At 50.6% G+C, this 26,405-nt stretch carries 29 protein-coding genes, 3 pseudogenes and 1 riboswitch; of the genes and pseudogenes, 18 read left to right on the plus strand and 14 right to left on the minus strand.

Features of this window, described 5'->3' with window-relative positions; translation table 11 throughout:
- Positions 1-5: 5 nt before the first annotated feature.
- Together tssG and tssF are read right to left on the minus strand one after the other, a co-directional pair.
- Entirely contained in the window at positions 6-1,055 is a 1,050-nt protein-coding gene (gene tssG / locus B9Z44_RS02285) for a type VI secretion system baseplate subunit TssG (protein WP_211308674.1), read from the minus strand.
- Positions 1,052-2,002 (minus strand): annotated as a pseudogene (tssF, locus tag B9Z44_RS02290) (type VI secretion system baseplate subunit TssF); the annotation flags it as partial. The gene tssG and the pseudogene tssF, both read right to left, overlap by 4 nt.
- Before the next feature lie 69 nt (positions 2,003-2,071).
- On the opposite strand from tssF, the gene B9Z44_RS02295 reads away from it, so the two are divergent.
- Positions 2,072-3,201 (plus strand): IS3 family transposase gene (locus tag B9Z44_RS02295; RefSeq protein ID WP_369910052.1). Its coding sequence is split into 2 segments (ribosomal slippage): positions 2,072-2,333 and positions 2,333-3,201, totalling 1,131 coding nucleotides; the frame shifts between segments, so codons are not numbered across the junction.
- Here B9Z44_RS02295 and B9Z44_RS15020 read toward each other — a convergent pair.
- The 3 genes from B9Z44_RS15020 to B9Z44_RS02310 form a co-directional block, all read right to left on the minus strand.
- Complete coding sequence (locus B9Z44_RS15020; protein ID WP_146180574.1) at positions 3,198-3,941, minus strand: TolC family protein; 744 nt, start codon at positions 3,939-3,941, stop codon at positions 3,198-3,200. The genes B9Z44_RS02295 and B9Z44_RS15020 overlap by 4 nt on opposite strands.
- Positions 3,942-4,077: 136 nt before the next feature.
- On the minus strand, positions 4,078-4,449 hold the full coding sequence (czcI, locus tag B9Z44_RS02305; RefSeq protein ID WP_104801837.1) for a cation efflux protein, CzcI family: 372 nt from the start codon (positions 4,447-4,449) through the stop codon (positions 4,078-4,080).
- Positions 4,450-4,510: 61 nt separating this feature from the next.
- Positions 4,511-6,739 (minus strand): heavy metal translocating P-type ATPase, encoded by a 2,229-nt coding sequence (locus B9Z44_RS02310; RefSeq protein ID WP_108401597.1) that lies wholly within the window; start codon positions 6,737-6,739, stop codon positions 4,511-4,513.
- A 97-nt stretch (positions 6,740-6,836) separates the two neighbouring features.
- Between B9Z44_RS02310 and cadR the strand changes: the two genes are divergently transcribed.
- Positions 6,837-7,286: a Cd(II)/Pb(II)-responsive transcriptional regulator gene (gene cadR / locus B9Z44_RS02315; protein WP_108401598.1), complete on the plus strand. Its 450-nt coding sequence runs from the start codon at positions 6,837-6,839 to the stop codon at positions 7,284-7,286.
- Between the two features lie 245 nt (positions 7,287-7,531).
- On the opposite strand, the gene B9Z44_RS02320 is transcribed toward cadR, so the two are convergent.
- The 4 genes from B9Z44_RS02320 to B9Z44_RS02335 all read right to left on the minus strand — a co-directional run bounded on the left by B9Z44_RS02320 (position 7,532) and on the right by B9Z44_RS02335 (position 11,557).
- Positions 7,532-8,791 carry a HipA domain-containing protein gene (locus B9Z44_RS02320; protein ID WP_108401599.1) on the minus strand — a complete coding sequence of 420 codons (1,260 nt, stop codon included), beginning with the start codon at positions 8,789-8,791 and terminating at the stop codon, positions 7,532-7,534.
- Positions 8,788-9,228, minus strand: a complete 441-nt coding sequence (locus B9Z44_RS02325; RefSeq protein WP_108401600.1) for a helix-turn-helix domain-containing protein — start codon at positions 9,226-9,228, stop codon at positions 8,788-8,790. The genes B9Z44_RS02320 and B9Z44_RS02325 overlap by 4 nt, the downstream gene beginning before the upstream one ends.
- A gap of 96 nt (positions 9,229-9,324) precedes the next feature.
- Positions 9,325-10,305, minus strand: a complete 981-nt coding sequence (locus tag B9Z44_RS02330; protein ID WP_108401601.1) for a hypothetical protein — start codon at positions 10,303-10,305, stop codon at positions 9,325-9,327.
- A gap of 10 nt (positions 10,306-10,315) precedes the next feature.
- Positions 10,316-11,557: a hypothetical protein gene (locus B9Z44_RS02335; RefSeq protein ID WP_245912747.1), complete on the minus strand. Its 1,242-nt coding sequence runs from the start codon at positions 11,555-11,557 to the stop codon at positions 10,316-10,318.
- Positions 11,558-11,847: 290 nt separating this feature from the next.
- Between B9Z44_RS02335 and B9Z44_RS15250 the strand changes: the two genes are divergently transcribed.
- The 6 genes and pseudogenes from B9Z44_RS15250 to B9Z44_RS15325 form a co-directional block, all read left to right on the plus strand.
- Positions 11,848-12,087 carry a hypothetical protein gene (locus B9Z44_RS15250; RefSeq protein WP_146180575.1) on the plus strand — a complete coding sequence of 80 codons (240 nt, stop codon included), beginning with the start codon at positions 11,848-11,850 and terminating at the stop codon, positions 12,085-12,087.
- Positions 12,084-12,581, plus strand: coding sequence for a DUF2924 domain-containing protein (locus tag B9Z44_RS02345; RefSeq protein WP_108401603.1), 498 nt, complete (start codon positions 12,084-12,086; stop codon positions 12,579-12,581). Before B9Z44_RS15250 ends, B9Z44_RS02345 begins: the two co-directional genes overlap by 4 nt.
- Positions 12,568-13,902: a recombinase family protein gene (locus tag B9Z44_RS02350; protein ID WP_342748889.1), complete on the plus strand. Its 1,335-nt coding sequence runs from the start codon at positions 12,568-12,570 to the stop codon at positions 13,900-13,902. Before B9Z44_RS02345 ends, B9Z44_RS02350 begins: the two co-directional genes overlap by 14 nt.
- Positions 13,899-14,309 carry a hypothetical protein gene (locus tag B9Z44_RS02355; RefSeq protein ID WP_108401605.1) on the plus strand — a complete coding sequence of 137 codons (411 nt, stop codon included), beginning with the start codon at positions 13,899-13,901 and terminating at the stop codon, positions 14,307-14,309. Before B9Z44_RS02350 ends, B9Z44_RS02355 begins: the two co-directional genes overlap by 4 nt.
- Positions 14,310-14,453: 144 nt before the next feature.
- A riboswitch (yybP-ykoY riboswitch) is annotated at positions 14,454-14,626 on the plus strand.
- Positions 14,586-14,891, plus strand: coding sequence for a TMEM165/GDT1 family protein (locus tag B9Z44_RS02360; protein WP_211308675.1), 306 nt, complete (start codon positions 14,586-14,588; stop codon positions 14,889-14,891). (Overlaps the previous riboswitch by 41 nt.)
- Before the next feature lie 15 nt (positions 14,892-14,906).
- Positions 14,907-15,095, plus strand: a pseudogene (locus B9Z44_RS15325) (YkvA family protein); the annotation flags it as partial.
- Positions 15,096-15,305: 210 nt separating this feature from the next.
- Here the strand turns inward: B9Z44_RS15325 and B9Z44_RS02370 are convergent.
- Positions 15,306-16,435 (minus strand): IS3 family transposase gene (locus B9Z44_RS02370; protein ID WP_369910052.1). Its coding sequence is split into 2 segments (ribosomal slippage): positions 15,306-16,174 and positions 16,174-16,435, totalling 1,131 coding nucleotides; the frame shifts between segments, so codons are not numbered across the junction.
- A gap of 223 nt (positions 16,436-16,658) precedes the next feature.
- Complete coding sequence (locus B9Z44_RS02375) at positions 16,659-17,156, minus strand: ankyrin repeat domain-containing protein (protein ID WP_108401607.1); 498 nt, start codon at positions 17,154-17,156, stop codon at positions 16,659-16,661.
- Between B9Z44_RS02375 and B9Z44_RS15330 the strand changes: the two are divergent.
- Positions 17,122-17,268 (plus strand): annotated as a pseudogene (locus B9Z44_RS15330) (YnfA family protein); the annotation flags it as partial. The gene B9Z44_RS02375 and the pseudogene B9Z44_RS15330 sit on opposite strands and share 35 nt — an antisense overlap.
- 47 nt (positions 17,269-17,315) lie before the next feature.
- Here the strand turns inward: B9Z44_RS15330 and B9Z44_RS02385 are convergent.
- The 3 genes from B9Z44_RS02385 to tnpA form a co-directional block, all read right to left on the minus strand.
- Positions 17,316-18,710, minus strand: a complete 1,395-nt coding sequence (locus B9Z44_RS02385; RefSeq protein WP_108401609.1) for a heavy metal sensor histidine kinase — start codon at positions 18,708-18,710, stop codon at positions 17,316-17,318.
- Complete coding sequence (locus B9Z44_RS02390; RefSeq protein WP_108401610.1) at positions 18,711-19,394, minus strand: heavy metal response regulator transcription factor; 684 nt, start codon at positions 19,392-19,394, stop codon at positions 18,711-18,713.
- Positions 19,395-19,662: 268 nt separating this feature from the next.
- Positions 19,663-20,037: an IS66-like element accessory protein TnpA gene (gene tnpA, locus B9Z44_RS02395; protein ID WP_146180576.1), complete on the minus strand. Its 375-nt coding sequence runs from the start codon at positions 20,035-20,037 to the stop codon at positions 19,663-19,665.
- A 284-nt stretch (positions 20,038-20,321) separates the two neighbouring features.
- Between tnpA and B9Z44_RS02400 the strand changes: the two genes are divergently transcribed.
- From B9Z44_RS02400 to B9Z44_RS02440, 9 genes are all read left to right on the plus strand, one after another.
- Complete coding sequence (locus tag B9Z44_RS02400; protein ID WP_108401612.1) at positions 20,322-20,657, plus strand: hypothetical protein; 336 nt, start codon at positions 20,322-20,324, stop codon at positions 20,655-20,657.
- Positions 20,654-22,087: a TolC family protein gene (locus B9Z44_RS02405; RefSeq protein WP_108401613.1), complete on the plus strand. Its 1,434-nt coding sequence runs from the start codon at positions 20,654-20,656 to the stop codon at positions 22,085-22,087. Before B9Z44_RS02400 ends, B9Z44_RS02405 begins: the two co-directional genes overlap by 4 nt.
- A gap of 16 nt (positions 22,088-22,103) precedes the next feature.
- A complete protein-coding gene (locus tag B9Z44_RS02410; protein ID WP_108402774.1) occupies positions 22,104-23,516 on the plus strand; it encodes a multicopper oxidase family protein in 1,413 nt (470 codons plus the stop codon).
- A gap of 27 nt (positions 23,517-23,543) precedes the next feature.
- The gene (locus B9Z44_RS02415; protein WP_108401614.1) at positions 23,544-24,032 is read left to right on the plus strand and encodes a cupredoxin domain-containing protein; all 489 of its coding nucleotides are present in this window, start codon (positions 23,544-23,546) and stop codon (positions 24,030-24,032) included.
- Between the two features lie 26 nt (positions 24,033-24,058).
- Positions 24,059-24,541: a DUF411 domain-containing protein gene (locus B9Z44_RS02420; RefSeq protein ID WP_245912748.1), complete on the plus strand. Its 483-nt coding sequence runs from the start codon at positions 24,059-24,061 to the stop codon at positions 24,539-24,541.
- Positions 24,542-24,548: 7 nt separating this feature from the next.
- Positions 24,549-24,893 carry a copper-binding protein gene (locus B9Z44_RS02425; protein WP_108401615.1) on the plus strand — a complete coding sequence of 115 codons (345 nt, stop codon included), beginning with the start codon at positions 24,549-24,551 and terminating at the stop codon, positions 24,891-24,893.
- A gap of 87 nt (positions 24,894-24,980) precedes the next feature.
- The gene (locus B9Z44_RS02430; RefSeq protein ID WP_108402776.1) at positions 24,981-25,424 is read left to right on the plus strand and encodes a hypothetical protein; all 444 of its coding nucleotides are present in this window, start codon (positions 24,981-24,983) and stop codon (positions 25,422-25,424) included.
- A 24-nt stretch (positions 25,425-25,448) separates the two neighbouring features.
- Complete coding sequence (locus B9Z44_RS02435) at positions 25,449-25,718, plus strand: DUF2933 domain-containing protein (protein WP_108401616.1); 270 nt, start codon at positions 25,449-25,451, stop codon at positions 25,716-25,718.
- On the plus strand, positions 25,715-26,371 hold the full coding sequence (locus B9Z44_RS02440) for a methyltransferase family protein (protein WP_108401617.1): 657 nt from the start codon (positions 25,715-25,717) through the stop codon (positions 26,369-26,371). Before B9Z44_RS02435 ends, B9Z44_RS02440 begins: the two co-directional genes overlap by 4 nt.
- Positions 26,372-26,405: the final 34 nt, after the last annotated feature.

Below are 26,405 nucleotides of genomic sequence, written 5' to 3' on the forward strand. Positions count from 1 at the left end.
ATTTGTCAGTGGCTCAGCACGTAATTCTCTGGCTCTAGCACCATGCCCGTAATGGCTTTGGTTGTGGTTGTTTTTTGTTGGTCCATCCAAGTGGACCACCCCAGCTGCGTCCCACCACCCAAGGTGCTTGCGGGTGCCGTATCGCTCCGAATCAAAAGTTCAACTTCCCATACGTATTCGAAACCGATGAAAGAACGTACCAGCTCAACCAAGGCTGGTAAGTCTTTACCGCTGGCAGAGCCTTGAGGAGTTAGACGCAAATAAGCATCCATATTCAATGGGCCGATGGTCAAGCAAAATCGTGTTTGGCGATCAGGCACCTTCTCACCTACCATCGCGCCCAAACCTAGCATGGCAGACTCATTGGACATCCCCAATTGACACCTGTCTTGCGGCTCAATAGGCATCCATTGCAATCGGTACTCATCCAATTTGACGGGAACGCCAAAGAAGCGCTTGAGGGAACTGACCAAACCCTCAGGGTCACGCGGGCCACGTACACGGTGCGCAGCACTGGCCCATCTGGCATGGGGCGGTAATGGGCTATGTCTTAGCTCGCTTGGTTCATCGCCCGTCAAACGGGCTACATAGTTGGTGAAGGCTTCATCTTCAACCCGATCCAGCCCTGCCGCCGCTTGGCTTTGCGCCCATGCGCGGTAGAGATGGGTGAACGATCTGTGATGAAAGATGTCAAGAAAATTGGCTAAGGTTTGGTCACGGCGCGCCTCGGTCCGTTCACGCACTTGCTCTGTGTAGTGAATGGGCAGTGCGCCATTCGGTCCCAACATGCCCAGACCAAAGAGATAAATGTGTGGCGTTCCATTTTTTTCGACCACACGCGCAATTTCGCGAGGGGCAAAAGCAAGACTGGCTTGCTGCCCTAATCGAAAATTATCTTGCTGAGGCCTTTGGCTTTGCCCAATGTGAGGGGCATCTTTGGCATGTGCATCCAACATGCGCATCAGTGTCAAAAAGCCATGTCGCCATGGCTGTTGTTGCGCCTCCAGCAACATCACATCTTTTGGCTGAGAAGACTTGTCAAAGGACGGCATCATGCGCCCCCTCGGGTACCCATGCGAACGGGCCACATACAAATTTGACCGCGCTGCATGGACTCAAGTTTGGTTTGCGTGAACGTGTTGATAGAGACATGTCGTGCCAAATAGTGCTCAAGCACCAAGCCAAAAAGATAAGGACTGACGCCGCTAAAACCGTCTTCATCGACACTGAGATGGCACTCCATGCCGCGGCCATACACCAGCGGACCTGCGCCAGGGAGGCGTCGTGTCACAGGACGCACTTGACTGCCGATCAAACTATCAATGTGTTTGCTTGAAATCAAGTCATCTGAATTCACAAACAGCCGAAGCATGTCACGCAAAGCTTGTGCACCTTCGCGGTGAGGCATGTCGGACAACGGCAAATAGTTAAACCCAAGCTGGCGAATCAAACGCCAAGCTAACTCACCTTGTGCAAAAGGCGCTTTCGGCGCAGAGGGTGGACGGATCAACCCGACAGCACACACAGGCACGGAGTCCACAACCGTTAAATCAGAATATCCATTCCGAGGAACCAGTCGAGGCAAGTCACGATTGGTCAAAAGCGCCTGAACCGAGAGGTATCGCAACTCTTGGCTATACGGTGCCTCATGCTGGTCCACTAGGCTGAGAAACAGCTCTGTGCCCACATAAGGGGTGCGTGTCCCGTATTTTCTTGAAGAATCCGAAGCCATGCGCTGCTCTCGACGAACTGAAAAATACCGACCGTGATTTCCTTCGTCTTGGTTGAGCGTTTGATACATGGGCCGGAATATTTTGGACTCGGTTGATCCGGCCACTTGCCCCGCCAGCTCAGAAACGCTGAACACTTCGTAATCTAAAGGCCTTGATTTGTCAGGCACCAAATGGAATTCGGGTTGACCAGACACCACTTCAATGCGATCTGTACGGTGTTGGAACAGATTAATCACGGGCGTGCAAAAAAGTGCGAATTGATCTTTATCATGACCTGCCCCCTCTGAGCCGTACCAAATCGATGGAACTAAGTTCGCTAATTTTGGAGAATGGCGGATATGAAGACCACACGATTTACCGACGAGCAGATCATCGGATTCCTCAAGCAAGCTGAAGCAGGCATGTCCATCAAGGACATTTGCCGCTCTGGCGGCTTTAGCCAGCCGACCTTTTACAAGTGGCGCTCGCGCTTTGGCGGCATGGAAGCCTCCGATGCGGCCAAGCTGCGCGACCTGGAAGCTGAGAACAACAAGCTCAAGAAACTGCTGGCCGAAGCGCACCTGGACATCCATGCGCTCAAAAGCGTCTTCGGCGTAAAGCGCTAGCCCCGCAGGTCAAACGCGAGGCCATCACCCAGATGATCCAGACCCATCTTCTGTCTGAGCGCCACGCGTGCTGCCTTGTGGGGCTAAGCCGAGACAGTTTTCGCCACCCGCCTAAGCGTGATGCGCTCACGCAGGCGCTGGGCGAACGTATCGTGGACATTGCCCACGTACGCCGAAGATTTGGCTACCGCCGCATCCACGATCTGCTGCGCCCGGAGTTTCCGGGCGTCAACCACAAGCGGATCTACCGCTTGTACAAAGATGCCAACTTGGCCGTAAGAAGGCGCAAGAAGGCCAAGCGCCCACCGTGTGAGCGGGTGCCCTTGCAACTGGCGCAAAAGGTCAACGATGTTTGGAGCATGGATTTCGTCTCGGACAGCTTGTCCAATGGCAGGCGCATCAAGTGCCTGACTGTGGCCGATGACTTCAGCCACGAGTGCGTGGACATTGCCGTGGACTACGGGATCTCGGGGCAATACGTGACACGCTTGCTCGACCAAGCGGCCACCTTCAGAGGCTACCCACTGGCCGTGAGAACGGACAACGGTCCAGAGTTCACAAGCCGGGCCTTTATGGCTTGGGCCACAGCACATGGCGTGCGGCACATCTTGACCCAGCCGGGCAGGCCGATGCAAAACGGCTACATCGAGAGTTTCAACGGCAAGTTTCGAGATGAATGCTTGAACGAGCAGTGGTTCTTGAGCTTGCCCCAAGCCAGGCAGTGCATTGCCGATTGGCGCCAGGACTACAACGAAGTCAGGCCCCACAGCAGCCTGGGCCGGATTCCACCGGCTCAGTTCGCGCAGCAGCAAAGGATTCAAACCAATGCCGCTGCAAATCTCAACCCTCAAGTTTTGGATTAACCTTGAACCCTTGGACTACTTCCGATTGATTGGTACGGCCAGAGGGGGCAGGTCACCAGCATTGAGAAACTTGTTGCCCCAATCGATGATTGGATGATTTGAATAGCAAGTTCTAAATTGGCTTGAGCCATGGCATACGCAGATTCAGCCACTGCAGCGGCACCTTCGGCTTGGTGTTGATCCGATTGAGCTAAATCACCTGCTTTCACACGTTTTGCGACATCATCAGCCAAGCGTCGCGCATTGGTCAATTGATCCGCAGTGACTTCTTGCTCAATGCGAGCACGGTGTAAATTCCACCAATCTTCTCGAATTTTTCCAGCTACACGCAGTTGATTGGCTTTGATTTGATACTCTAAAGCGTTGGCTTGAGCTTCTGCAAGCGCAGAGCTTTTGCTTCGTTCGCCAGGTAACCACATCGGAACTGCGATTGCGATTTGTTCCTCCCGTGCCCCCAAATTTCTGTTCCACTGATCAGATTTTGAGTTCAGCTCTACCGCTGCGGGTTCTGGCGTTAATGCTGCCGCCGCTCGCTTTTGAGCTTGCAAGGCTTGCTGCCGTGACTCTAAAGCTTGCGCTTCAGGTTGACGTAACCAAGTGGCATCAAAAATATCTTTGACGCTTTGAATTTGCCTTGGCTGATTGGTATTTTGCGCAAATACATTAATGACACTGCATACTGAAAAGGCTGCTACTGCACACAGCTGCCTTTTGTAATTCCATTTTTCTCTTCGATACATTCGACTCTCCTAGGTCGTTAAAAACCATGACTTGGAGATCGGTAAAGACGCTGCATCGACATGCGCAGCCACTTCAGAACTGAGGTTCAGTTCTTATGAAATAGGCTAAAGCGATGGATTGAACAAACCTCACCGATCAGGCGAGGTGGTTCCACTGAGGTCGTTCTGGTCGTTCGATAGCAGAACGAAAGAAGAGTTCGGTTTGGGTTGCCGTCATGTGCTGAGGCACTTGGGATGAAGGTATTTCAGTTTGAACAATCAGTGCTGCACAACAACCGGCGTGGCAACTGGCGCAATCTGTATCAGTACCGTCGAGATTGTTCATCTTTGAGGTGGGCACTTTTGAATCGGACGCGGAGTCGCCAGACTTGTGCTCATGCTCGTGATGACCGGGATGTTGTGCTTGGGAGCTGGTATTGCTTTCGTGCTGGCAATAACCACTCACTGCAGCCCAAGAGAGCTGCAGCGGTGTAAATACCAGCAAAAGAATGACTATCCAGCGTTGCATTGTTTTAGAGTCTATCAGCAAAGAATAAAGTGAAGGTTAGTTACGCCCTGAATAAACATAGTCACTTTGGGGTTTTCAACAAACGTAAACCGTTGAAGACAACCAACAGACTTGCCCCCATGTCGGCAAACACTGCCATCCACATGGATGCATCACCAAAAATTGCCAGAGCCAAAAACACCGCCTTGATGCCTAGAGCCAATGTGATGTTTTGCCAAAGCACGGCATGTGTTTTCTTAGACAAGTGAATGGTCTCAGGTAAGCGACGTAAGTCATCGTTCATCACAACCACATCAGCCGCTTCCATCGCTGTATGTGTGCCAGCGCCTCCCATCGCAAAACCGATATTGGCTTTTGCCAAGGCTGGTGCGTCGTTAATTCCGTCACCCGTCATGGCAGTGACACCAAATCTTTTCTGCAACTCAGCAATCGCTTCTAGTTTGTCTTCTGGCAAAAGGTTGCCTCTGACCTCATCAATTCCTGCTTGGGCTGCTACTGTATGAGCCGTGGCAATGTTGTCACCAGTCAACATCACGGGAGTTACGCCCATCGCTTTTAACTCAGCCACTGCTTGTGTAGATGACGGTTTAATCGTGTCAGCCACAGCGCACAAAGCCATCACCCGATTGGCATTGGTCAATATGGTGACGGTTTGTCCTGCTTCTTCATGAATTTTGAGGCGAGCTTCTAGTTCAGCAGAGCATTGGTCGCGCTCTTCAATCCAACGGTGATTGGCTAACGCATAGTTATGCGTGTCAATCACACCTTGAACACCTCGTCCTACAACGGCTTGGAAATCGCTGACGTCTTTCAGATCTGCTGTGAGACCTTCGGCAATGGCTTTAGACACGGGATGATCTGAACGAGCAGCAAGACTTTTCGCGATGCATTGAATCATTGCGGGGTCTAGGCTTGTATCGATGGGTTCAAACGCTACCAATTTGGGTTTACCTTGTGTGATCGTTCCCGTTTTGTCTAATGCCACCACCTTGATGCTTCGGGCCTCTTCAAGATAAACGCCGCCTTTAATCAAAATGCCACGGCGTGCCGCTGCTGCCAAACCGCTGACCACAGTGACAGGCGTGGAGATTACCAAGGCACAAGGGCAAGCAATGACCAAAAGTACCAAGGCTTTGTAGAGTGCTTGCATCCAAGTCCAATCCATGAGCCAAGGCATCAGCACCGCAACCGCAACAGCTAAAACAAAAACCGCAGGGGTGTAAATGGTCGCAAATTGATCGACGAACCGTTGAGTTGGCGCACGTGAAGCCTGAGCTTGCTCAACGGCGTGAATGATGCGAGTTAAGGTGCTGTCCGAAGCCAAAGCAGTGACCCGAATTTCTAGCGCACCCGACTGATTGATGGTGCCTGCATAGACTTCATCACCAGCTGCTTTATCAACAGGAAGACTTTCGCCAGTGACAGGGGCTTGATTGACGGCACTGATGCCCGACGTGACAACACCATCAAGGGCAATGCGCTCACCTGGACGCACACGCACAGTCGCCCCTACTTCAATGGTTTTGACGGGGCATTGCAGCCATTGACCGTCAGCTTGGAGAACTTCGGCTTGCTCTGGTGCAAGTGCCAAAAGGCTTTTGATGGCATTACGAGCACGGTCAACTGCGCGGGCCTCAATGGCTTCTGCAATCGCATACAGCGCCATCACCATGGCGGCTTCAGGCCATTGCCCAATCAAGAAGGCACCTGTGACAGCCACCGTCATCAGGGCGTTCATGTTCAAGCGTGCCTGCATCAGAGCCGATACACCTTTGCCGTAAACAGAAAACCCAGCCAAGGCGATTGCACCAGCGGCAAGCGCCATGCCTAGTATCTTTGTTGGCAAGTAATCAGGGAGGGCAAATGCCAGGCCCTCAGCGGCCAAAGACAGTGCCAATGCACAAATCAATTTTCCCCATGACGCCCAAAAGCTGTGAGATACAACGTTGCCATCATTTGCGTTGTCACTATTTAAAGGCTCTGGCTTAAAGCCTACCTTGCGAATGGCGTTAACCGCTTCTATAACGACCTGTTCATCAGCCGCAATCGTCAACTCTCGAGCGGTCAGATTGAAACGCAGACTTTGAATACCTTCAACATTTGTCAGCGCATGGCGAATTTCTGATTCCTCTGAGGCGCAGTCCATGTTGGCAATGCGAAACCTCTGTCCATCAAGATTTGAAATAACGGGACTGGTCTGTTCAAAAGTGACAGGCGTGGTGTCGCAAGCAGTCCCGCATCCGCAGGAAGTTTGAGTTTTAGATGGCTGAACTTGCTCAGTGGCTGACATGACGATTACTCCTAGTTGCCTATATTAAAAACCCTATAGCCGCTACAGAGTCAACCACTTAAAATACAAGTCTTCAAATTAGTTGAGAAAAACCACGATGAAGATCGGTGAATTAGCCAAAACCACTCATACGCAGGTGGAAACGATTCGATATTACGAGCGCGAAGGGTTGTTGCCTGAGACGGTTCGCACGGAGGGCAACTACCGAGTTTATAGCCCTGATCACGCCACACGGCTTTCGTTCATTCGCCACTGTCGAAGCCTAGATATGACGTTGAACGAAATTCGCACCTTATTGACGTTCAAGGATGCACCACAAGGAGACTGCGCGGGCGTCAATGAATTGGTAGACGCACACATAGCGCACGTTGCGTCAAGGATTAAAGAACTAAAAGCATTAGAGCGTCAACTTAAAGAGCTGAGACAAACTTGCACAGAATCCAAAGAGACAAATCAATGCGGCATTCTTGCTGAGCTGTCTGTGCCTCCACGCAAATCTGCTGCTCTCAAAAGCATTGCCGGACATATTTCTGGAACACACGCATAAAACTTGAGAACGACCCGTTAGTAATTTTGGTCAACAGCACTGTACTGGCTGGTCACATTACCGGACTCAGTAGTCAACTTAACTGGAATAAGTAGCTGCTCATCCCCAAAAATCTTATCAGACCAGCTTGCGAAAATAGCTCTAAATTAGCCAAGGCCTGAAATGACAAGGATTAGAGAGCGATGCGGCAAAGAAAAAGCCCAATCAGGCATGCCTGACTGGGCTTAGAAAAAAGATGAGTTGATTTAAGCTGCGGTCATCGAAAGAGCAGCTTTGCTGTTTGCATCAATAACAGCACCTATTCGCTCAACAAGCGCCTTCTCCGATTCGTTAATTTGATGTTGACTGATAGCAGTGGCTACAGTTTTATCCCAAGACTTTCCGATATCTTCGGCCATTTTTCTAAACTGCCGCATCGTCGGTTTGAAACCGAATCCACAGTCCTCACAAAAAGCCTCCCACGAGTGAGAGCCAACAGCATCGTAGGTACTCTCATCCCCGATGAACAGAGCCAAATCGTTGTCACCATAGGCTTGCACGCACAGAAGGTCATAAAAAGGCGCCAGTTCATAGCCTTGGCTATTGACCATCAATGAAATGTTTTTGGCGTGCGCATCACTGTTGCCAATCAAGTAATTGAACATGACCCATCTCTGGACTGACAACAAGTCTTTACCTGAAAGCATCAAGCCGCGAAACGCATCCACGATTTTTTTGAGACTAACCAAGCCACCTTGTCTCTCGTATTTCCAATCAGCGCCCACACCTAAAAGCTGGCATGCATCAATTTGATGCAAGCAAACGATCTCTCCTTTGACAACAGCGCGGTCATATCGCTCCACAACATAAAGTGTCTCAGGCACCTGTATCAAATCAACGCGCGGCACCGAAAGTCTCATTTCATGAGCCAACTTCATGCAGAGGTACTCGTTGATTGCACTAGGTTGATACTTCTCTAACCTCGAGTCTGGTTTTGCGATGTGTGTTGTGGGCGAGCCCCCAACACTGTCGTAAAGGCGATCTCGCTTGCCGTCGTACCGCAACCCGACTTTGTCTTGCGCACCAGCCAGTGACATGCGAGTTTGTTCATTGGAAGTCAACAGCGGTTTCTTTTGGGCACGCGCTTGGACTCGTTGACTTAATTCTTCTTTGGACAGCTCACTGTATTTTTGCTGAGTGTCTGGCTCCTTACCCTCTGGCAGGACAGACAACACGCCTGGTAGATCAGCACCCATTTCTCCAATAATTTCAAAGGTATTGGCATCGCGAAGCTGGATTTGATTCAGGACTTCATCAAGCGGCGTTCCCTCGGGCAATAAATTGGCAAAGAACGTTTTTATGGCATCCCCTCTGTGGGGCTCCAATCGCAATTCAAATTGAGGCGCCAATGGAAATGCGGCCTCATCCTTAATCCATTGTTCGTCGTACTGGAAAAAATACTGTGCGGCTTCATGACCAAACCACCCCATTGGCTGAGCATTCGCCCATACACGTAAGCGAATCATGATTTACCACCACCCTTACCCAAAGAAGCAATGCCTAAGCCTAGCGCTTGTCGAAGGCCTCTGGGGTTTACGACTTGATCATCAGACACACCAAAATCAGATCGCTTACTCGGATGAATCATATGCAGACCTAACCCCGCGCGAGTTTTGGGATTCGTTTCAATATGTAAACCCAACTTCTGAGCTTTCTGCAATCGTTCCTTCTCTAGCTCTTCGATTTGAGGCAACCCAGCGACATTCAGACTGAGCCCCAGTCCACTGATAAGTTTTACGAGTTTTCCAAGACTGCAGTTTTCTGGATTCGCCTCAACATCACGAATGAACGAAGCACTGACGCCGCAAACTGACGCAGCCTCCTCTCGAGAAAGCTTTTGACGTTTGCGCTCAGACTCCAAAGCCTTGGCTAACCTACTGAGTTGGGATTCTTCTATTCTCATTTTTTGACCTCATGAGGTCACATCATGTCATAAAAACTCTGTTTGCGCAATAATCTATCCCCATGAGGTCAAATTTCGCCAAATCATCTGAATTACTTAGTTTTTTGCCCCCAAGGGGTCAAAATTAACTGAAATGGCTCCCAAGGAATACATGCCTAAGCGACGGCTTCGAACAACAAGGGACTGATACGCATACATAGGCCCTTCGTACAAAGGATCGCCCTTGTTCGCGGCCTTCACCTTGAACACATCAATGAGCTTGTCACTAGACAGATGCGCCTTGCTCATGATCATCTCAGCTGACTGCGGCTGCCCTTGGTACCGCCAGAGCACGGCAAATATTGCCGCTTGCGCCGCGGTCAATCGAACAGGCTCACTCGACCAATCTGGCAAATGAACCCATTCAAAGGTTTCAGAAAACGGCCCATGCACCGCAGCTGATTTGGGTTGTACAGCAAGATTGAGTTCATCGCTCCCCTCACCCACGAGCCGCAGCCCATTCCCGTGAATCGCAAAGCGATCTTCAAGATGCCACCAGATCGCGGTGCCTGAGAGTGGGTCCGATGAGGTTCGACCCAGAGGCCTTGGCGTGATCACCCAACTGTCTGGACGAAGTGTTTTACCGTGAAACAGATGCAACGCGTTCGCCACAACAAGCTCAATCCGTTGAGCCAGCAAGACTGCTCGTTTCTTGTAGACACCGATCTGCCACACCCCTTCGTGAAGTTTTTGCACAGCAATGTGCGCAGGCATGTTCAATGCAGCTCGGAGTTTTCTGATCATCCATTCGGTATCAATTGCCCAGTTACGTTGCTCAGATAAATCTACCTTGTAAGGACCGCAGTCTGGGCATTGAACATGCATCTCACCATCGCACCGAAAAACAGGGCCTCGATGCAAGCCACAAAACGAACAACTCGCGTAACGTGAATCCAACGGTCCTGGCACCACCGCCTTGAGCTCGATAAGGATCTTCAGTCCATTAACTTGCGTTTTAGGAATAGAACGCTCGTAGGAATACCCGCCACGGGTCAGGAGCAACGAAGCCAAAGCCATCGCCTTTTTATTCGCAGGCATCTGATCTCCTTCACTCGAAAAGGCTCATTGGCTGGCTATTCCCCTTTGTCCCCGCTTCATGAAAGTTAAGCGCCTGCTTAGGCTCAAGAATTGCAAGATGAACAAGGTAGCCCTCGAGCTGGGTGCGCAGCTTCTCATCGAACTTGTGTAAATTCAAACGTCCTTTGCTGGTCACCTCTACGCTCACGAGCGGACACCGTGACTTTCCCTGTGTTGGAGCCATGAACAAATTCAGCGTCGCAGCGTGAATCTCCCAGCCACGGCTGAGTGGGTTTTCATTTTGGAAGTACGCGCCAATCAAATCCGTCACACATTGACGGTCTGTTGAGCCACTGGCCGAGCATTCAATTTTCAGCCGCTCACAAGGGCTCAACAAGTGCAAGCTCTTAACTTGCAAACCCACAAAACCATCCTCGAATGCCTGTGGAATTTGCAACCCTAAGCGAAGTCTTGAGAGATCCAACACTGGGCGTTGAATGCGCTGGGCTTCGGCACTGACGCCCAACATATGCGCGGCAAAAGCCTCACACAGCATGGCGTGATATTTCGCCCCGCCCCTGATGATGGTTCTTACAACGCCTGTGATCTGTGAGTACTCCAACACCATGTGAATGTTTGGACTACCCACTCGGCGCTGCAACTGAGAGCCCTCGAACTCCAGACGCGCAGTAGCGAGATCTTTGGCGTGAATCGTGATCAACTGAGTACCTTGCGAACGATCCAGCACATTGACCACACACACCTCGCCACAACCTAACTCGCGTTGGTAGAAGACTTTGATCGCGTCGCAGAAGTCAGTGATCGAACGCTCGTCACGATTGACCTCGCGTCGTAGCCCCAGATCATGCTGTTGGGCCTGCTGGCTGTGCTGGTCCAAATATTCAATCTCAGCTGCAGCCTCAAACAATGCGGGGTGGTTAACGTAGAGCCAGAAGGAGCGATGCAAATCGTTTTTGCAACCAATCAGTCCGACTAACTCACTGGGCTTGTCATGGGTTGCTTGAAACATGGCCTGCTTTCCCAGTGGGTGTGCAAGTGTTGAACTTGCATGCAAGCCCGCAATGATGCGGTCACGCTTAACCGTATCTAGATAGCTCTGGATGAGCTTGACCAGTGTGCGTGACGTGTAAGTGTTGTCTTGCCAGCTCCACCCCTCTGGCAACGGCAGCGCGTGCTTCTCCAAGAACGTTTTGAGCGTCTCGTCAATGGGAAGATTTATCAGAATGTCTGCGTAATTTTGTATTTTGCTCACAGTTGTCTCCTTTAATCGTTTTTATTTCGGCAATGAGGCGTCCCAACTCAGGGCCTTGAGGACTTGAGCTTTGATGGGTAAATGTCATGTTTGCTGGATAAATATACAGCATTTGGGAAATCTGTCAAAACCATCAACAGAGGCCTGATTCCATCAGGCAGGCCTACCAAAAAGCTAACAACCATGCGACCTTAGAAAGAGTTGTCCCCCTTTGGGCCGCTAAAACACGTTACTTTTTAATGGGGTCGTTCTTACGATTCATGGACAGTTTTTGCAATAAGTGCCTATCCATGACCCAACCCCAAAACCCATCCACAAAGCCCCTCGGCAAGCGGTCCGAGAAAAGTGGCTACCTCTCCCTGCAACAGATCAGCAATCTGATGGCTCATGGAGCAGTTAGTCAACACGCGTTACTGACTAAAGCAAATAAAAGTCGGCTTTACGCCACTGACAGAGATGAGTTTGTGGACTTCCATGCCTGGCAGAGCGTCAATACGAACCCGTCTACAGAACAAGGAGTTCGCCAATGAAGCCACGATCCATCACCCCGCGCGAGCAGCGCAGCATCGACCAACTCAACGCCATTCAAAGCGAGGTCACAGCCTTGCATGAGATGAAGATGCCTGAGCTTTGGAAACTGTGGGATCACCATTTCCCGCGCAGGCCAATTCACCCCAATCGCAAATTCATGACATCACGGCTGGCATACCGGTTGCAGGAGTTGACCTTCGGTAGCCTGCCTCAGTCCACCCGTGATATGTTGGCCAACTACGGTCAACAGTTCTCATCGATCAAGAGCAAAACCCCAGCCAAAGCCGTGGCCATGCCCGGTGCCATGCTGGTGCGCGAGTTTGATGGCAAAGAGTACCGGGTGCAGGTACTGGCCGATGGCCGCTATGAGTACAACGGCCAGATTTATCGCAGCCTGTCTGCCATTGCCAAAACCATCACCGGAACCCAGTGGTCCGGCCCGGCCTTTTTTGGCCTCAAATCCAAGGGGCTGTATGACCATGGCGTCATTTAAACGATGTGCGGTGTACTGCCGCGTCTCCTCCGATGAACGGCTGGACCAGTCTTTCAACTCCATTGATGCGCAGCGCGAGTCAGGTCTGTCCTTTGTCATGAGCCAACGCGCTGAAGGCTGGGTTGCGGTTCAAGACACCTACGAAGATCCCGGTTACTCCGGTGGCAACATGGAGCGCCCCGGCTTGAAGCGCCTGCTGGCCGACATCAAGGCAGGCAAGGTGGACATGATCGTGGTCTACAAAATTGACCGACTGTCTCGCTCGCTTGCTGACTTTGCCAAGATGGTGGAGGTCTTTGACAAGCACCAGGTCAGCTTTAGCTCGGTCACTCAGCAGATCAACTCAGCCACCTCCACCGGTCGGCTAATGCTCAACATGCTGCTGTCATTTGCTCAGTTCGAACGTGAAGTGACCGGCGAGCGCATCCGCGACAAGATCGCCGCATCCAAGCGCAAAGGCATCTGGATGGGTGGGCCCGTGCCTCTGGGCTACCGGGTTGAAAACCGCTTATTGCTGGTCGATCCACAAGAAGCTGCGACGGTGAAGTGGATCTTTGACACGTACAGACGCACCCACTCCACAACACTGATGGTCAAAGACATGAAGGACCAAAAAATCTTGACCAAGACGGGACGCCATTTTTGCAAGCAGGCGCTCTACAAGGTCCTGCACAACCGGGTGTATCTGGGCCAACTGCAGCACAAGGGTCAATTCTTTGCGGGTGCACATGAACCTTTGATCGATCAAGCTGCTTGGGAGTATGTTCAAAAACTGATGACAAAAGACGGCGAAGAAAACACCAGGTCGGCTTGGTCGCAGAAGGCTCAAGCGGAATTCTTGCTACGAGGCCTGATCTACAGCCCAGAGGGAGATTTGTACCTACCTGTGGCAACACAGAAGAAATCGGGGAAGGTTTACCGTTACTACGTGCACAACAAAAAGGTGAATTCTGGTGCATGTCACAGCGACATTCCAAACCAACCCGCCGATTTGGTGGAGAACGCGGTGACCGAACAGGTTCTTGATTTTTTGCGATCGGGAACGATGCTCAACAACTATTGGCATCAGATCCAAGCACTCAACCCCGGTATTCCAGAGCCTCAAGCTGTGGTGCTTATCTTGCAGCGAACTGCCAATATCTGGGATACCTTCTTTGATCAAATCAAACGCAACATCATTCGCAGCCTAGTTGAGCGGGTTACCTTGGAAGAAGATTCGATTGCGATCAACTGGCGCACCGAAGGATGGTTGCCATTGCTCGAGACGATGAAACCCAAAACGGTGGGTGCTGAGCGACTGGAAATGGAGATGTTGGCATGAGCGAAATGACTCCCACGGCCGAAGCACCTTTGCGTATCACAACGCGTATTTCGCTCAAGCTCAAACGTCGGCCAGGTCGGAAAACTATTCTGGAAGATCTTGAATTCGCCGGAGGAAGCACTCCTGACAACGCTGTCGACTTCAGCATTAATATTCCTTTGCTGCAAGGGTTAGCGCGGGCGTTTTACTGGCAGCGGTTGTTAGATGCTGGTGAGGTAAAGAGTGGCACCGAGATCGCCCAGTTGGAAGGACTCAATCCAAGCACCGTCAATGAGCTACTACGCATCACGCTTTTAGATCCATTGCTTGTTAAGCGTATTTTGGAAGGTAAGCATTCACAGGAGGTAAACATGATGTGGTTTACGCGAAATGCGCTGCCCGATCTTTGGCAGAAACAGTTCAACTAGAACTCGACAAGATTAGATAAAACCTAACGGCCCCAGTGCTTTGCGTAATCCGGACCTCGAGATTGCGGGGCGTACATGGGCGGCCTAATTCGAACTGGTACCTGATTGGTACTCAGCGCTTCTGATGACTTGGATGTTAAGATTATCAGCGTCACTGGGGAGTAGCCGCTCTCATTTTGAAGAGGCTTACGTCAACACACTTGACCATACGGTCATGGCGTAAACAGCCCAAAGCCTGGCAAGACCTTTGACCATGATGCCTCCATAAGGCTGGAGATGCGTCGTGGTCATTTGTCTTTGATCCAGCCTTGGAGCTTTTATGGAATCCCTTCTCGTCTCTACTGGTGTTGTGACAAAACTCAAATCGCAACAGTGGCAATGGCAGCGCACTATTCAACACCTCTGTTGGTTGTAATTGTAACTACGCTTGGTATGTTGATTGCGGATGTACCTGCTGTCTTCGTGGGCGATAAGCTCGCTGACAGAATTCCAATGCGACTTGTTCACTCCATTGCTGCTGGTGTTTTCGCTGTGTTGGGTATCGCTACATTGCTAGGTGCTGGCTCAGGTTTTGGGTTCTAAGTTTAGGTATCGGCAATGAGATTTCTACAGGCCATTCGAGTTTGGGCAAAGAAAATCAAAAGAGACAGCGTGACCCTATGGTTCGCTGAAAAACATCCCCGCACGCCTAAATTGATAAAGTTTTTGGGTATGTTTGTGGTGGCGTATGCACTGAGTCCTATCGACCTCATTCCAGACTTTATTCCTGTGCTGGGTTATCTTGATCCCTGTCGGGGTGTGCAGCAGCGCCCCAATCAGTGCCGGGAGTGTGCCCACAGTTTCCGATGCTCCCGCAGGAGCTGCAAGCCCCCCCGCCGACGCTCTATCTCTTACCGCTGGAGATGCGGGGGCGGTGAGTTGCGCTCAGTTGAGCAAGGACGTGACCTGCCCCCTCTGGCCGTACCAATCAATCGGAAGTAGTCCAAGGGTTCAAGGTTAATCCAAAACTTGAGGGTTGAGATTTGCAGCGGCATTGGTTTGAATCCTTTGCTGCTGCGCGAACTGAGCCGGTGGAATCCGGCCCAGGCTGCTGTGGGGCCTGACTTCGTTGTAGTCCTGGCGCCAATCGGCAATGCACTGCCTGGCTTGGGGCAAGCTCAAGAACCACTGCTCGTTCAAGCATTCATCTCGAAACTTGCCGTTGAAACTCTCGATGTAGCCGTTTTGCATCGGCCTGCCCGGCTGGGTCAAGATGTGCCGCACGCCATGTGCTGTGGCCCAAGCCATAAAGGCCCGGCTTGTGAACTCTGGACCGTTGTCCGTTCTCACGGCCAGTGGGTAGCCTCTGAAGGTGGCCGCTTGGTCGAGCAAGCGTGTCACGTATTGCCCCGAGATCCCGTAGTCCACGGCAATGTCCACGCACTCGTGGCTGAAGTCATCGGCCACAGTCAGGCACTTGATGCGCCTGCCATTGGACAAGCTGTCCGAGACGAAATCCATGCTCCAAACATCGTTGACCTTTTGCGCCAGTTGCAAGGGCACCCGCTCACACGGTGGGCGCTTGGCCTTCTTGCGCCTTCTTACGGCCAAGTTGGCATCTTTGTACAAGCGGTAGATCCGCTTGTGGTTGACGCCCGGAAACTCCGGGCGCAGCAGATCGTGGATGCGGCGGTAGCCAAATCTTCGGCGTACGTGGGCAATGTCCACGATACGTTCGCCCAGCGCCTGCGTGAGCGCATCACGCTTAGGCGGGTGGCGAAAACTGTCTCGGCTTAGCCCCACAAGGCAGCACGCGTGGCGCTCAGACAGAAGATGGGTCTGGATCATCTGGGTGATGGCCTCGCGTTTGACCTGCGGGGCTAGCGCTTTACGCCGAAGACGCTTTTGAGCGCATGGATGTCCAGGTGCGCTTCGGCCAGCAGTTTCTTGAGCTTGTTGTTCTCAGCTTCCAGGTCGCGCAGCTTGGCCGCATCGGAGGCTTCCATGCCGCCAAAGCGCGAGCGCCACTTGTAAAAGGTCGGCTGGCTAAAGCCGCCAGAGCGGCAAATGTCCTTGATGGACATGCCTGCTTCAGCTTGCTTGAGGAATCCGATGATCTGCTCGTCGGTAAATCGTGTGGTCTTCATATCCGCCATTCTCCAAAATTAGCGAACTTAGTTCCATCGATTTGGTACGGCTCAGAGGGGGCAGGTCAGACGCTGCCCAAACCACTCTGATGCTCCTCGAGGTGCAGCGGTGGTACCAAAAACAATCAGCAATTGAACCTTAAACAGAAGCCCGGCTTGTCTTAGGACAGGCCGGGCATTTTGTCGTTTGTGCGGTCGGTAATACTTCTGGATCGATGGGAATCTAATCCTTCTTCGCTTTATCGATCAGGGAAAAAAGGGTCTTCATTGCGCTGGCGTGTGCAAATCCATCATAGATCTTGTCATCAAGGGGCTCCCTGGCTGACGGGCCATCCTTGCACTTTCCTCCAGCCTTCATTAATGCGTCGACCATTTCTGTATCGTTACTTCGTCTGTAAAGGTGCGAGTACTTGGCGATATCTAGAGGGAAGTCCCCCTCGTTGTCTGGAATGTTTGGGTCTGCGCCATGTTCAAGCAGATAAATGGCCAGTCCATAGTAGGTCTCATCAACTGCTACGTATAAAGCAGTGCGTCCCTCGTCATCACGAAAATTGATGTCATGCCCTGATTTAAGCAAGTGATCCACCAGTCTCCCGTTCCCGTCGCTGGCGGCGATGACGAGTGCGTCTGGCGCACCAAGGTATGGATATTTTGATAAGTCCAGCGGATCATCTTCGAAATCTTGATCAGTAGCTTCGCTCATTGTCTTTGTCCATCCCATCAAGAAAGCTATGGTTTTAACTCTGCATGAGGCTGCATCCGGTCGTGTGTATGCTGCCTATGGCGGGGTCTACATTTGTACGGCCATTATTTGGTTTTGGGCGGTCGACGGAACCCACTTGGCATGTAACCACCTTCGATCCATTATTGGCAAATACGCTCAACCGACGTCATTCATTAAATGTGGAAACTGAAGGGAAAACCTTGTTCTGCCGTGATTTGACGTGACCGTCGCGGTACCCCCATGAACTTCAGCAATGGCTTTTGTGATTGCTAAACCCAACCCAGCGCCATCAGATTCGGGGTGAGAACGTGCGGGATCAGCCCGAAAGAATCTGTCAAACAAACGGGGAAGCACTTGAGGATCGATCTCCGACCCTGTGTTTTCAACCCTTACCTCTGTGATAGAGCCCATATCAACAACTGACACCGTCACAACTCCGCCTTCAGGAGTGTGTCGTAATGCGTTTGAAAGTAAATTGCTTATAGCGCGACGGAACATCAGCCGATCCCCCAGAATTTCCCTATCCCCATGCGTTGAAAGAGAAATATGCTTCTCCTCAGCTAAAGCCTCGTAAAATTCGCACAGAGACAAAATTTCGGTCGTGGCTGAAAATTTTTCCTTATGCGGCAATTCAACACTGCGCTCAGTTTTTGCCAAAAAGAGCATGTCGGACACAATCCGACCCAAGCGCTGCAACTCTTCCGCGTTTGAAGCCAAAACGTCACGGTAAGTAGTTACATCTCGTTTAGTTGACAGCGTCACCTGCGTTTGCGTGAGCAGGTTACTGATCGGAGTACGTAATTCGTGAGCCAGATCAGAAGAGAACTCTGACAAACGTTGAAAGTCATTCTGCAACCTGTCTAGCATTTGATTGAGTTCACGAGCCAAATCTGCCATCTCAATCGGGACTGCTTCTTCAGGCATGCGTTCTTGCAGTTGTTGGCCAGTGACTTCTGCTGCCCTCGCCTTCATCGCGCGCAGTGGTGCCAATCCTTGATGAGCCGCGATCCAGCCTAGAAAGCCACTTACAACCGTCGCCAAGACAGCGTACATTGCTAAATTTCGTTCTAGTTCATTCATAAATTCCTGATGGTGCTCGGCATCAATCGCCAAGAAAATCACGAAATCTTCATCTTGAACGTATTTGGCCTTAGCTTGAAATTCAACAGCGTGAAATTCAGTGGTTTTATCTCTCCAAGTTTTTAATTCTTGCCCGTCTTTCGTATGAGCATGTTGCAGAGATTTTTCGGGAGGATTAAATCCATCAGATTGATATAACGTTTTGCCGCTTGAGCTTCTAATGAAAGTAAGAAGCCCATGATGATGATTCAACGATTCACCAAGTCGCCTGCGTGCATCCTCCGCAGAATTCACGTCTGAAAGAATGCCTTCAATAAGTTGCCTTTTATCGGTCAAAGCAACACGATCAAGGTCTAAAAAGTGTCGATCTGCTGCACTCATTAATAGCCATCCGAGGCCCATAACGACTGCCGCTGCAACCAACGTGAAGAAAATGGTTAGACGACTTGTCAGTGAAAGGCTTCTGAACATTTAATGGGTCTCCGGAACTTCTATTACGTAGCCCATCCCTCGCACTGTTTGAATCAGCTTAACTTCTTGTCCTTCATCAATTTTCACACGCAAACGACGCATGGCAACTTCAATAACATTAGTGTCGCTGTCGAAATTCATGTCCCACACTTGAGAGGCAATCAGGGATCTAGGTAAAACCTCTCCCTGTCTTCGCATCAGGAGTTCAAGCAATCCGAACTCCTTTGCGGTTAAGTCAATTCGCTTGCCAGCTCGCGTAACTCTCCGGCGCAGCAAATCTAATTCCAAGTCGGCCACCCCCAGAGTCGTATTTTCAGATCCACTTTTGCCTCTCCGTAAGATGGCGCGAACACGCGCCAACAACTCTGCAAAAGAGAACGGTTTGACAATATAGTCATCGGCCCCTAGCTCTAGCCCTTTGACCCTGTCTTCAACTTGATCCCTCGCCGTCAGAAACATAGCTGGCATTTTCAAGCCTCGCTGACGCAAGGCCTCCAACACTTGCCATCCGTTGATACCTGGCAGCATCACATCGAGTATCACTAACTCGTAGTCACCTTGCTCAGCCAAATGTAGGCCATCTATTCCAGTTTGCGCCAGATCCACAACAAAGCCAGCTTCTCGTAAGCCTTGTCTCAGGTATTCGCCAGTCTTAGGTTCATCTTCGACGATCAGAATCTTCACTTTATTTCGCTCCTCAGCATTTCAAGCCTGTAGTGTGACAATTTTTTTGCACCTGACATCAGTAGTGTCCCAACGTTTTCACATCAGGATGTCGTAAGTTAATGATTCACCTTGAGTTTTTGGCATTTCAGTTTGGTCTCGATTTGAAAGTCGATTCCATGACTTATGGTCTTTTGCGTCTTCACGCAAAGGACCGCCATGAACCAAGGCAAGCTTGTTTTCTCTCAACTCATGGCGTTCCTGCCCCTGAGCACTTTTCGTCGTTGCGTCACCGCAGGATCTCGCGCAGCAAGGCCCCGCACTGCGACAGGGGGCATTGCAGGTTCACCACCACCTCGCCGCGCTGCAGCCTCAGCTGCACCGCTTCTGTCACCGGTGGCTCACTGCCACACGGCGTGATGACTGCGGCCAGCGGTATGGGCACGAACGCCGCAGGCGGCTCGGCATCCGCGCGGCAACTCAGCGCTCGTGCCAGTCGGGCCTCCCGCATCCAGCGGTGCAGCATGTTCGGGTGCAGGCCGTGCGCGATCGCCACCCCTCCGATGCTGGCACCGGGCTCTTGGCACTTGGCCAGCAGCTCCGCCTTGAACTCTTTGCTGTACTCGCGTCGGCCTGGCCGCGCTCCGATTGAAAACTGTTCCATCGTCTCCACGATCCTCCATCGTGGCGACGATGCCCGCTTCTCAAAACATCCTCAAGATGGGTTCGCCGGACGGATACGAAACAACCCCAATAAATCAACTACTTACGCCACACACATCCTACACAGATTCAGAATTTGAGCCTCAACAGCTCTCGCTCCTCTGAAAAACGTTGGGACACTACTTACCTGACATGAAGATAACAAATATGTAATCTTTTGGACGGATTTTTGTCAGGCACAAAACTTCAAAATTACTCACGTGAAATACGAAAGGCACTGATGCTATGAATGTCGCGATTGAATTGAAAAACACCAGATCGTTGTTTTTATGGTCGCTGGCTTTGCTAGCGACCATATCCTCGGCGCAGACTGGCGCAGTAAGTACTGCTGAGGCAGGCCGAGGCCCATTGCCTACTAACTTGCATTATCAATCTGCGATCAGCGGGTACAAGTCCTATTCCGATCAAAAAGTGCTGTCTTGGCGCGAAGCCAACGACCGCGTGGGACAAATTGGAGGCTGGCGTGCGTACGCCAAAGAAGCCTCCTTGGACGAAATAAAGAATATGGCACCTGTATCAACCGATAGCCACTCTGGTCATCATGAAGAAGGAAAGCCATGAAGCTCGCTAGATCCTCCCGACGCATCAAACTAGCCGTTTCACTAATAACCGTAGCTGTTTTGGCTGGATGCGCGAGCGTCAGTGTTGAGCAAAATCTCAAACGGGTAAATGAAGAAGCATCCGAGTTTACGGACGGCCAACTTGCTTTGGCTCGCAGTGCTGAAGATCACGCAAAGCGAAATGAGGTTGCGGCAAAGTTGTTATCAGCTCCAGTAAAACAGAAAGAGGCCGTCCAACTTGCTTTGGTAAACAGCTACTCTTTGCAAGCGCTACTGGCACAAGGATGGTATGAATCAGCGGATGCGGCCCAAAGCGGGCGGATCTCCAACCCAATTTTCAGCTTTGAGCGGATGGTCGCGGGTGATGAATTGGAGTTAAGCCGCGCACTTTCCTTTGGGCTCCTTGATGTGCTGACCATACCCGCTCGCCAAGGAATTGCAGAGCGTCGTATTGAGCAATCCCAATTACGCCTAACCAGCGAAGTAGTTGATCATGTCACTCGCGTACGACAAGCTTGGGTGCGGGCAGTCGCGGCCCAACAATCTCTAGCCTACGCAAAACAGGTTCTTGAGAGTGCCGAGGCCAGTGCTGAATTGGCACGTCGAATGCAGTCGGTGGGCAACTTCAACAGAATCAGTCGAGCCCGTGAGCAAGCCTTCTACGCTGACGCAGCCACACGGTTGGCAACAGCCAGTCATCAGGCCACATCAACACGAGAGGAGCTGGTGCGGTTACTTGGTTTGAATGAGTCGCAAGCACAAGTGCTTCAGCTACCAGAGCGCTTGCCTGATTTGCCAAAACAAGCACTTGACCCTAGCGCTGTGGGGAAAATAGCGACCAAGTCTAGAATTGACATTAGACTTGCCCAGACCTCTTTGGAAGGAGCGGCGAAGTCACAAGGGTTGAGCAATGTCACAAGTTTTACAGATATCGAGTTGACCGCTCGTCGCAATACCAAGATAGACAATGCAACAGGCACCCGATCAGATCCTCGTGGTTATGAAATTGGTATTCGATTGCCCATCTTCGATTGGGGTGGTATGCAGAGAGATGCATGGAACGCTCGAACCATCTCTGCAGCTAATCAGCTAGAAGCGACGATTCGGTCCGCAGGTTCAAGCCTGCGTGAGAGTTATTCTGCCTACCGAACTTCATATGAAATAGCTCGGCATTACCGCGAGGAAGTAGTACCTCTGCGAAGGGTTATTTCGGAAGAAAACCAGCTTCGTTACAACGGAATGATCATTGGAGTATTTGAGTTATTGGCTGATTCCCGTGACCAAATTAATACAGTGATAGCAGCAATCAACTCTGAGCAGCAATTCTGGTTGGCAGATGCTGCTCTTCAGGCCTCATTGATTGGCCGCCCCACCAACACTTCACTGTCCGTAACAACCAGCGCGCCAAGCGCTGGTGGCGCTGGTCATTGATTCAAAGGACCATGTAATGACATCCAGAAGAGAGTTTTTCAAATATGCAGGCATTGCGGGTGGCGCTGTAGCGGCCACTGCCGTGAGTCGAGTCGCCATGGCAGCTTTGCCAGAGCCTGTTATCCAGACATCTCCTCAAACCATGGCGCCTTTAGTGCCGAGCAGTGGTCGGCCTTATAACCCAGTCGTCACACTCAATGGCTGGACTTTGCCCTGGCGCATGAACCAAGGAGTCAAGGAGTTCCATTTAGTTGCGGAGCCGGTGGTGCGCGAGATGGCACCAGGATTCAAGGCGCACCTGTGGGGTTACAACGGACAAAGTCCTGGGCCAACTATCGAAGTGGTCGAAGGTGATCGTATTCGGATTTTTGTTACGAACAAACTACCTGAACACACCAGCATACATTGGCATGGTCAGCGACTGCCCAATGGTATGGATGGTGTAGCAGGCCTGAATCAACCCGCAATCGCACCGGGAAAGACCTTCGTTTACGAGTTTGTAGCCAGACGTCCGGGCACGTTCATGTATCACCCTCATGCCGATGAAATGGTGCAGATGGCCATGGGGATGATGGGCTTTTGGGTCACCCACCCAAAGGAAAAGAACCCCTTGATTGACGAAGTACAGCGGGACTTCTGCTTTTTGCTCAACGCCTACGACATTGACCCTGGAAGCTACACCCCCAAGATCATGACCATGCTTGATTTCAACCTTTGGTCATGGAACAGTCGAATATTCCCAGGCATTGACACGCTCAACGTGCGCTTAAACGACAAGGTGCGAATTCGTGTTGGAAATCTGACGATGACAAATCATCCGATTCACGTACATGGTCATGAATTTACTATCACAGGCACAGATGGGGGACCCACCCCAAAAAGTACTCGTTGGCCAGAGGTTACGACGGACATTGCCGTCGGACAGATGCGACAGATTGAGTTCGTCGCTGACGAGGAAGGCGATTGGGCATTTCACTGCCACAAGAGCCACCACACAATGAACGCCATGGGGCACGCCGTACCTACCTTGATAGGGGTCGATCACACTGGCATCGCAAAAAAGATCAACAAACTGATCCCTGACTATATGGTCATGGGGGAGAGAGGCATGGCAGATATGACAGAAATGGAGATGCCTATTCCAGACAACACTGCACCAATGATGACCGGTGAGGGCCCCTTTGGATCTGTTGAGATGGGCGGGATGTTCAGTGTTTTGAAGGTACGCAAAGATCAAAAGCCTGGTGACTATAAAGACCCAGGTTGGTACAAGCACCCTAAAGGTACTGTGGCGCATGAATACAGCGGACCACTGACTGAGCCAGCTCGGTTCAAAGCCGAAGGCGGGCAATCTATGCCGCGTATTCAGAAATCGGCCCAACCCACGGAAGTTCAGGTGCGTAAGCCCACTTCACACAAAGACCACTAGTTTGAAAATTGAAACCGGAGAAAGCAGATGAAATACACAACCATTCATAAATTTATTGCACTTTCAGCACTGTTCCTTTCTGGAGCTGCTTTTGCTGGAGGTAATCATGCGGGCGGACATAGCCACGACAACGAAGAAACGGCGATCGGAAAACCCGGAGTAGTTTCAAAAGCAAATCGCACCGTAACTGTCGTTATGACGGACAACATGCGCTACACGCCTGCTGATATTCAAGTGAAGCAGGGTGAAACAGTGCGCTTCATCGTCAAAAACAATGGTCAAGTTAAACATGAATTGAGTTTAGGAACGCAAAAGGAATTGCTTGAGCATCTGGAGCAGATGAAAAAATTCCCCGATATGGAACATGACGAACCTAGCAAAGTGACACTATCTCCAGGACAGCAAGGCGAAATCGTTTGGCAATTCACGAAGACTGGAACCGTAAATTTTGCCTGCTTGATGCCAGGTCACTACGAAGCTGGGATGAAGGGTGCGATTAAGGTTGGCAAGAAGTAATTTCATTACAGGAAAGGGCTTCTGAAATGACTAAAAAAAACAGTTCAAAAAATTCAATGAGGCGGTTGCTATTGTTGGGGATAACTTCAATGTGCTCGTCCTCAATTGCCATTGCAGCCAGCCCAAACGCTATAGCTATACAAGTCTGGAAAGACCCTAACTGTGGCTGCTGCAAAGACTGGATTGCTCATTTAGAAAAGAATAATTTTTCTTTGAAAGTACACGATCAAGGTAACAACGCAGCGCGGGCTCAGCTGGGTATGCCTCAAAAGTTCGCTTCATGTCATACGGCTCTGGTCGGTGGATATGTGATTGAGGGGCATGTGCCAGCCGTAGACATTCAACGTTTACTCAAAGAAAAACCACAAGCGTTAGGTCTTGCCGTTCCGGGTATGCCTATCGGATCTCCTGGAATGGACGGTACTGTCTACGGCGCAAGGCGCGACGCGTATCAAGTCTTGCTAATCCAAAAAGACGGATCATCAAAAGTTTTTAACTCTTACTCATGAGGAAAATATGAAAAACATTCAAACGAAAATTGCAATTTCACTGTTGACCATTGGTGCGGTTCTTCCCTTAAGCAGTTTTTCCCAAGCTGCCATGGATCACAGCAAGATGAACATGTCGCAAATGACGCCGTCTTTAACCGACGGGGAGGTCAAGAAAATTGATCTCGAAACTGGCAAGGTCACGATCAAACACGGCGAAATCAAACATATGGATATGCCGGGAATGACAATGGTATTTACTGCTAAAGATAAGAGTTTATTGACCAGCATCAAGCCGGGCGAAAAAATTAAGTTTGTGGTGATCAATGAAGGTGGCAAGATGATCGTTACTGACATCCAGCCAGTTCAGTAAGAACACGTTTGATCGACGTGTGGTGCTACCTAAGCAATCAACAGGTTTGCGCAAGTGGCTATTTTCAAACTTGGTAAGGAGAAAATCATGCTCAACATTCGCAACTCTCTAATTGGACTTTGTGTGGCTACCGCCTCGATGGCGTCGATGGCTCAAAACGCCGATGAGCATAAAGATCACCACCCAGCGGGGATAGCTTCACCCGCTGTAACTATCAAGAAATCGCCCTCCAATTCCATGAGTGCTGACAAGATGTCATCGATGGATAAGCAAATGAAAGCCATGCAAGCGATGCATGAAAAGATGGCATCTGCCAAAACGCCAGAGGAGCGTCAAGCATTGATGGCTGAACATATGAAGATGATGCAGGATGGCATGGGCATGATGAAGGAAATGGGCGGCATGCAAGGCGGCAAGGCTATGACCGGCAATATGGCCGATCGCCAACAAATGATGGAAAAGCGAATGGACATGATGGAGTCCATGATGCAAATGATGATTGATCGTACGCCTTCCGCACCAGTTAAGTAATCCGTTCAACACAGGGGAGTTTTCATGACACACCAACACGAGGGGCAAGACTCCCCACCTAGCTATTGGTCTTCACGCTACGCCATCGGACTGTTGGTTATCGGCGGTGTAGCAGCTTACTTTTTGTTAACAGAACATTTGGCGCACGTCGTGGGTGCATTGCCGTTTTTACTGTTGCTGGCTTGTCCATTGATGCATGTTTTCATGCATGGAGGGCATGGCCATCATCATGGTCACAACAATTCGGATGCACAAAATAATTCAGACTCTAAGAAATCAGGAGAGCCATCATGAGCCATACAGAATCAGCTTACGGCCTATGGTCATTGGTAATCCTGAATTCGGCGATCTTCATCATGTTTGCCTTCAGTTTCTTTAAACCAAATACTGGACGAGACTGGCGAACCTTCGGGGCGTTTGCTGCATTTGTTGTAGCCTTGTTTGTTGAAATGTATGGATTTCCCCTGACGATTTATTTGTTGTCAGGTTGGCTGCAAACTCGCTTCCCTAGTCTTGATCTACTGTCACACAACTCAGGCCACTTGTGGTCTACGCTACTTGGTGAAAAAGGAGATCCCCACTTTGGGGCCCTACATATTGCTAGTTACATCTTCCTCGGATATGGCTTCTACTTGTTATCAGCCGCATGGAATGTGCTTTATCACGCCCAACGTCGAAACTCTCTTGCAACTGCGGGGCCTTATGCGCGCATTCGACATCCCCAATATGTTGCTTTCGTCATGATTTTGCTTGGATTCCTCCTGCAATGGCCCACATTGTTGACCCTCGCCATGTTCCCAATTTTGCTGCTTATGTATGGTCGTCTGGCGGTAACTGAGGAGGCTGAGATGCGAACTCAATTTGGTGAAATCTATGAACGTTATGCGGAAAAAACACCACGTTTTTTCCCATATCTCAGCCAGCCAACTTCTGCATCAAAACCCTAGAACCTGTCGACCTGCCTATTGTTCAGCAACATCT

The organism is Limnohabitans curvus, from assembly GCF_003063475.1.
GTDB classification, from domain to species: domain Bacteria; phylum Pseudomonadota; class Gammaproteobacteria; order Burkholderiales; family Burkholderiaceae_C; genus Limnohabitans; species Limnohabitans curvus.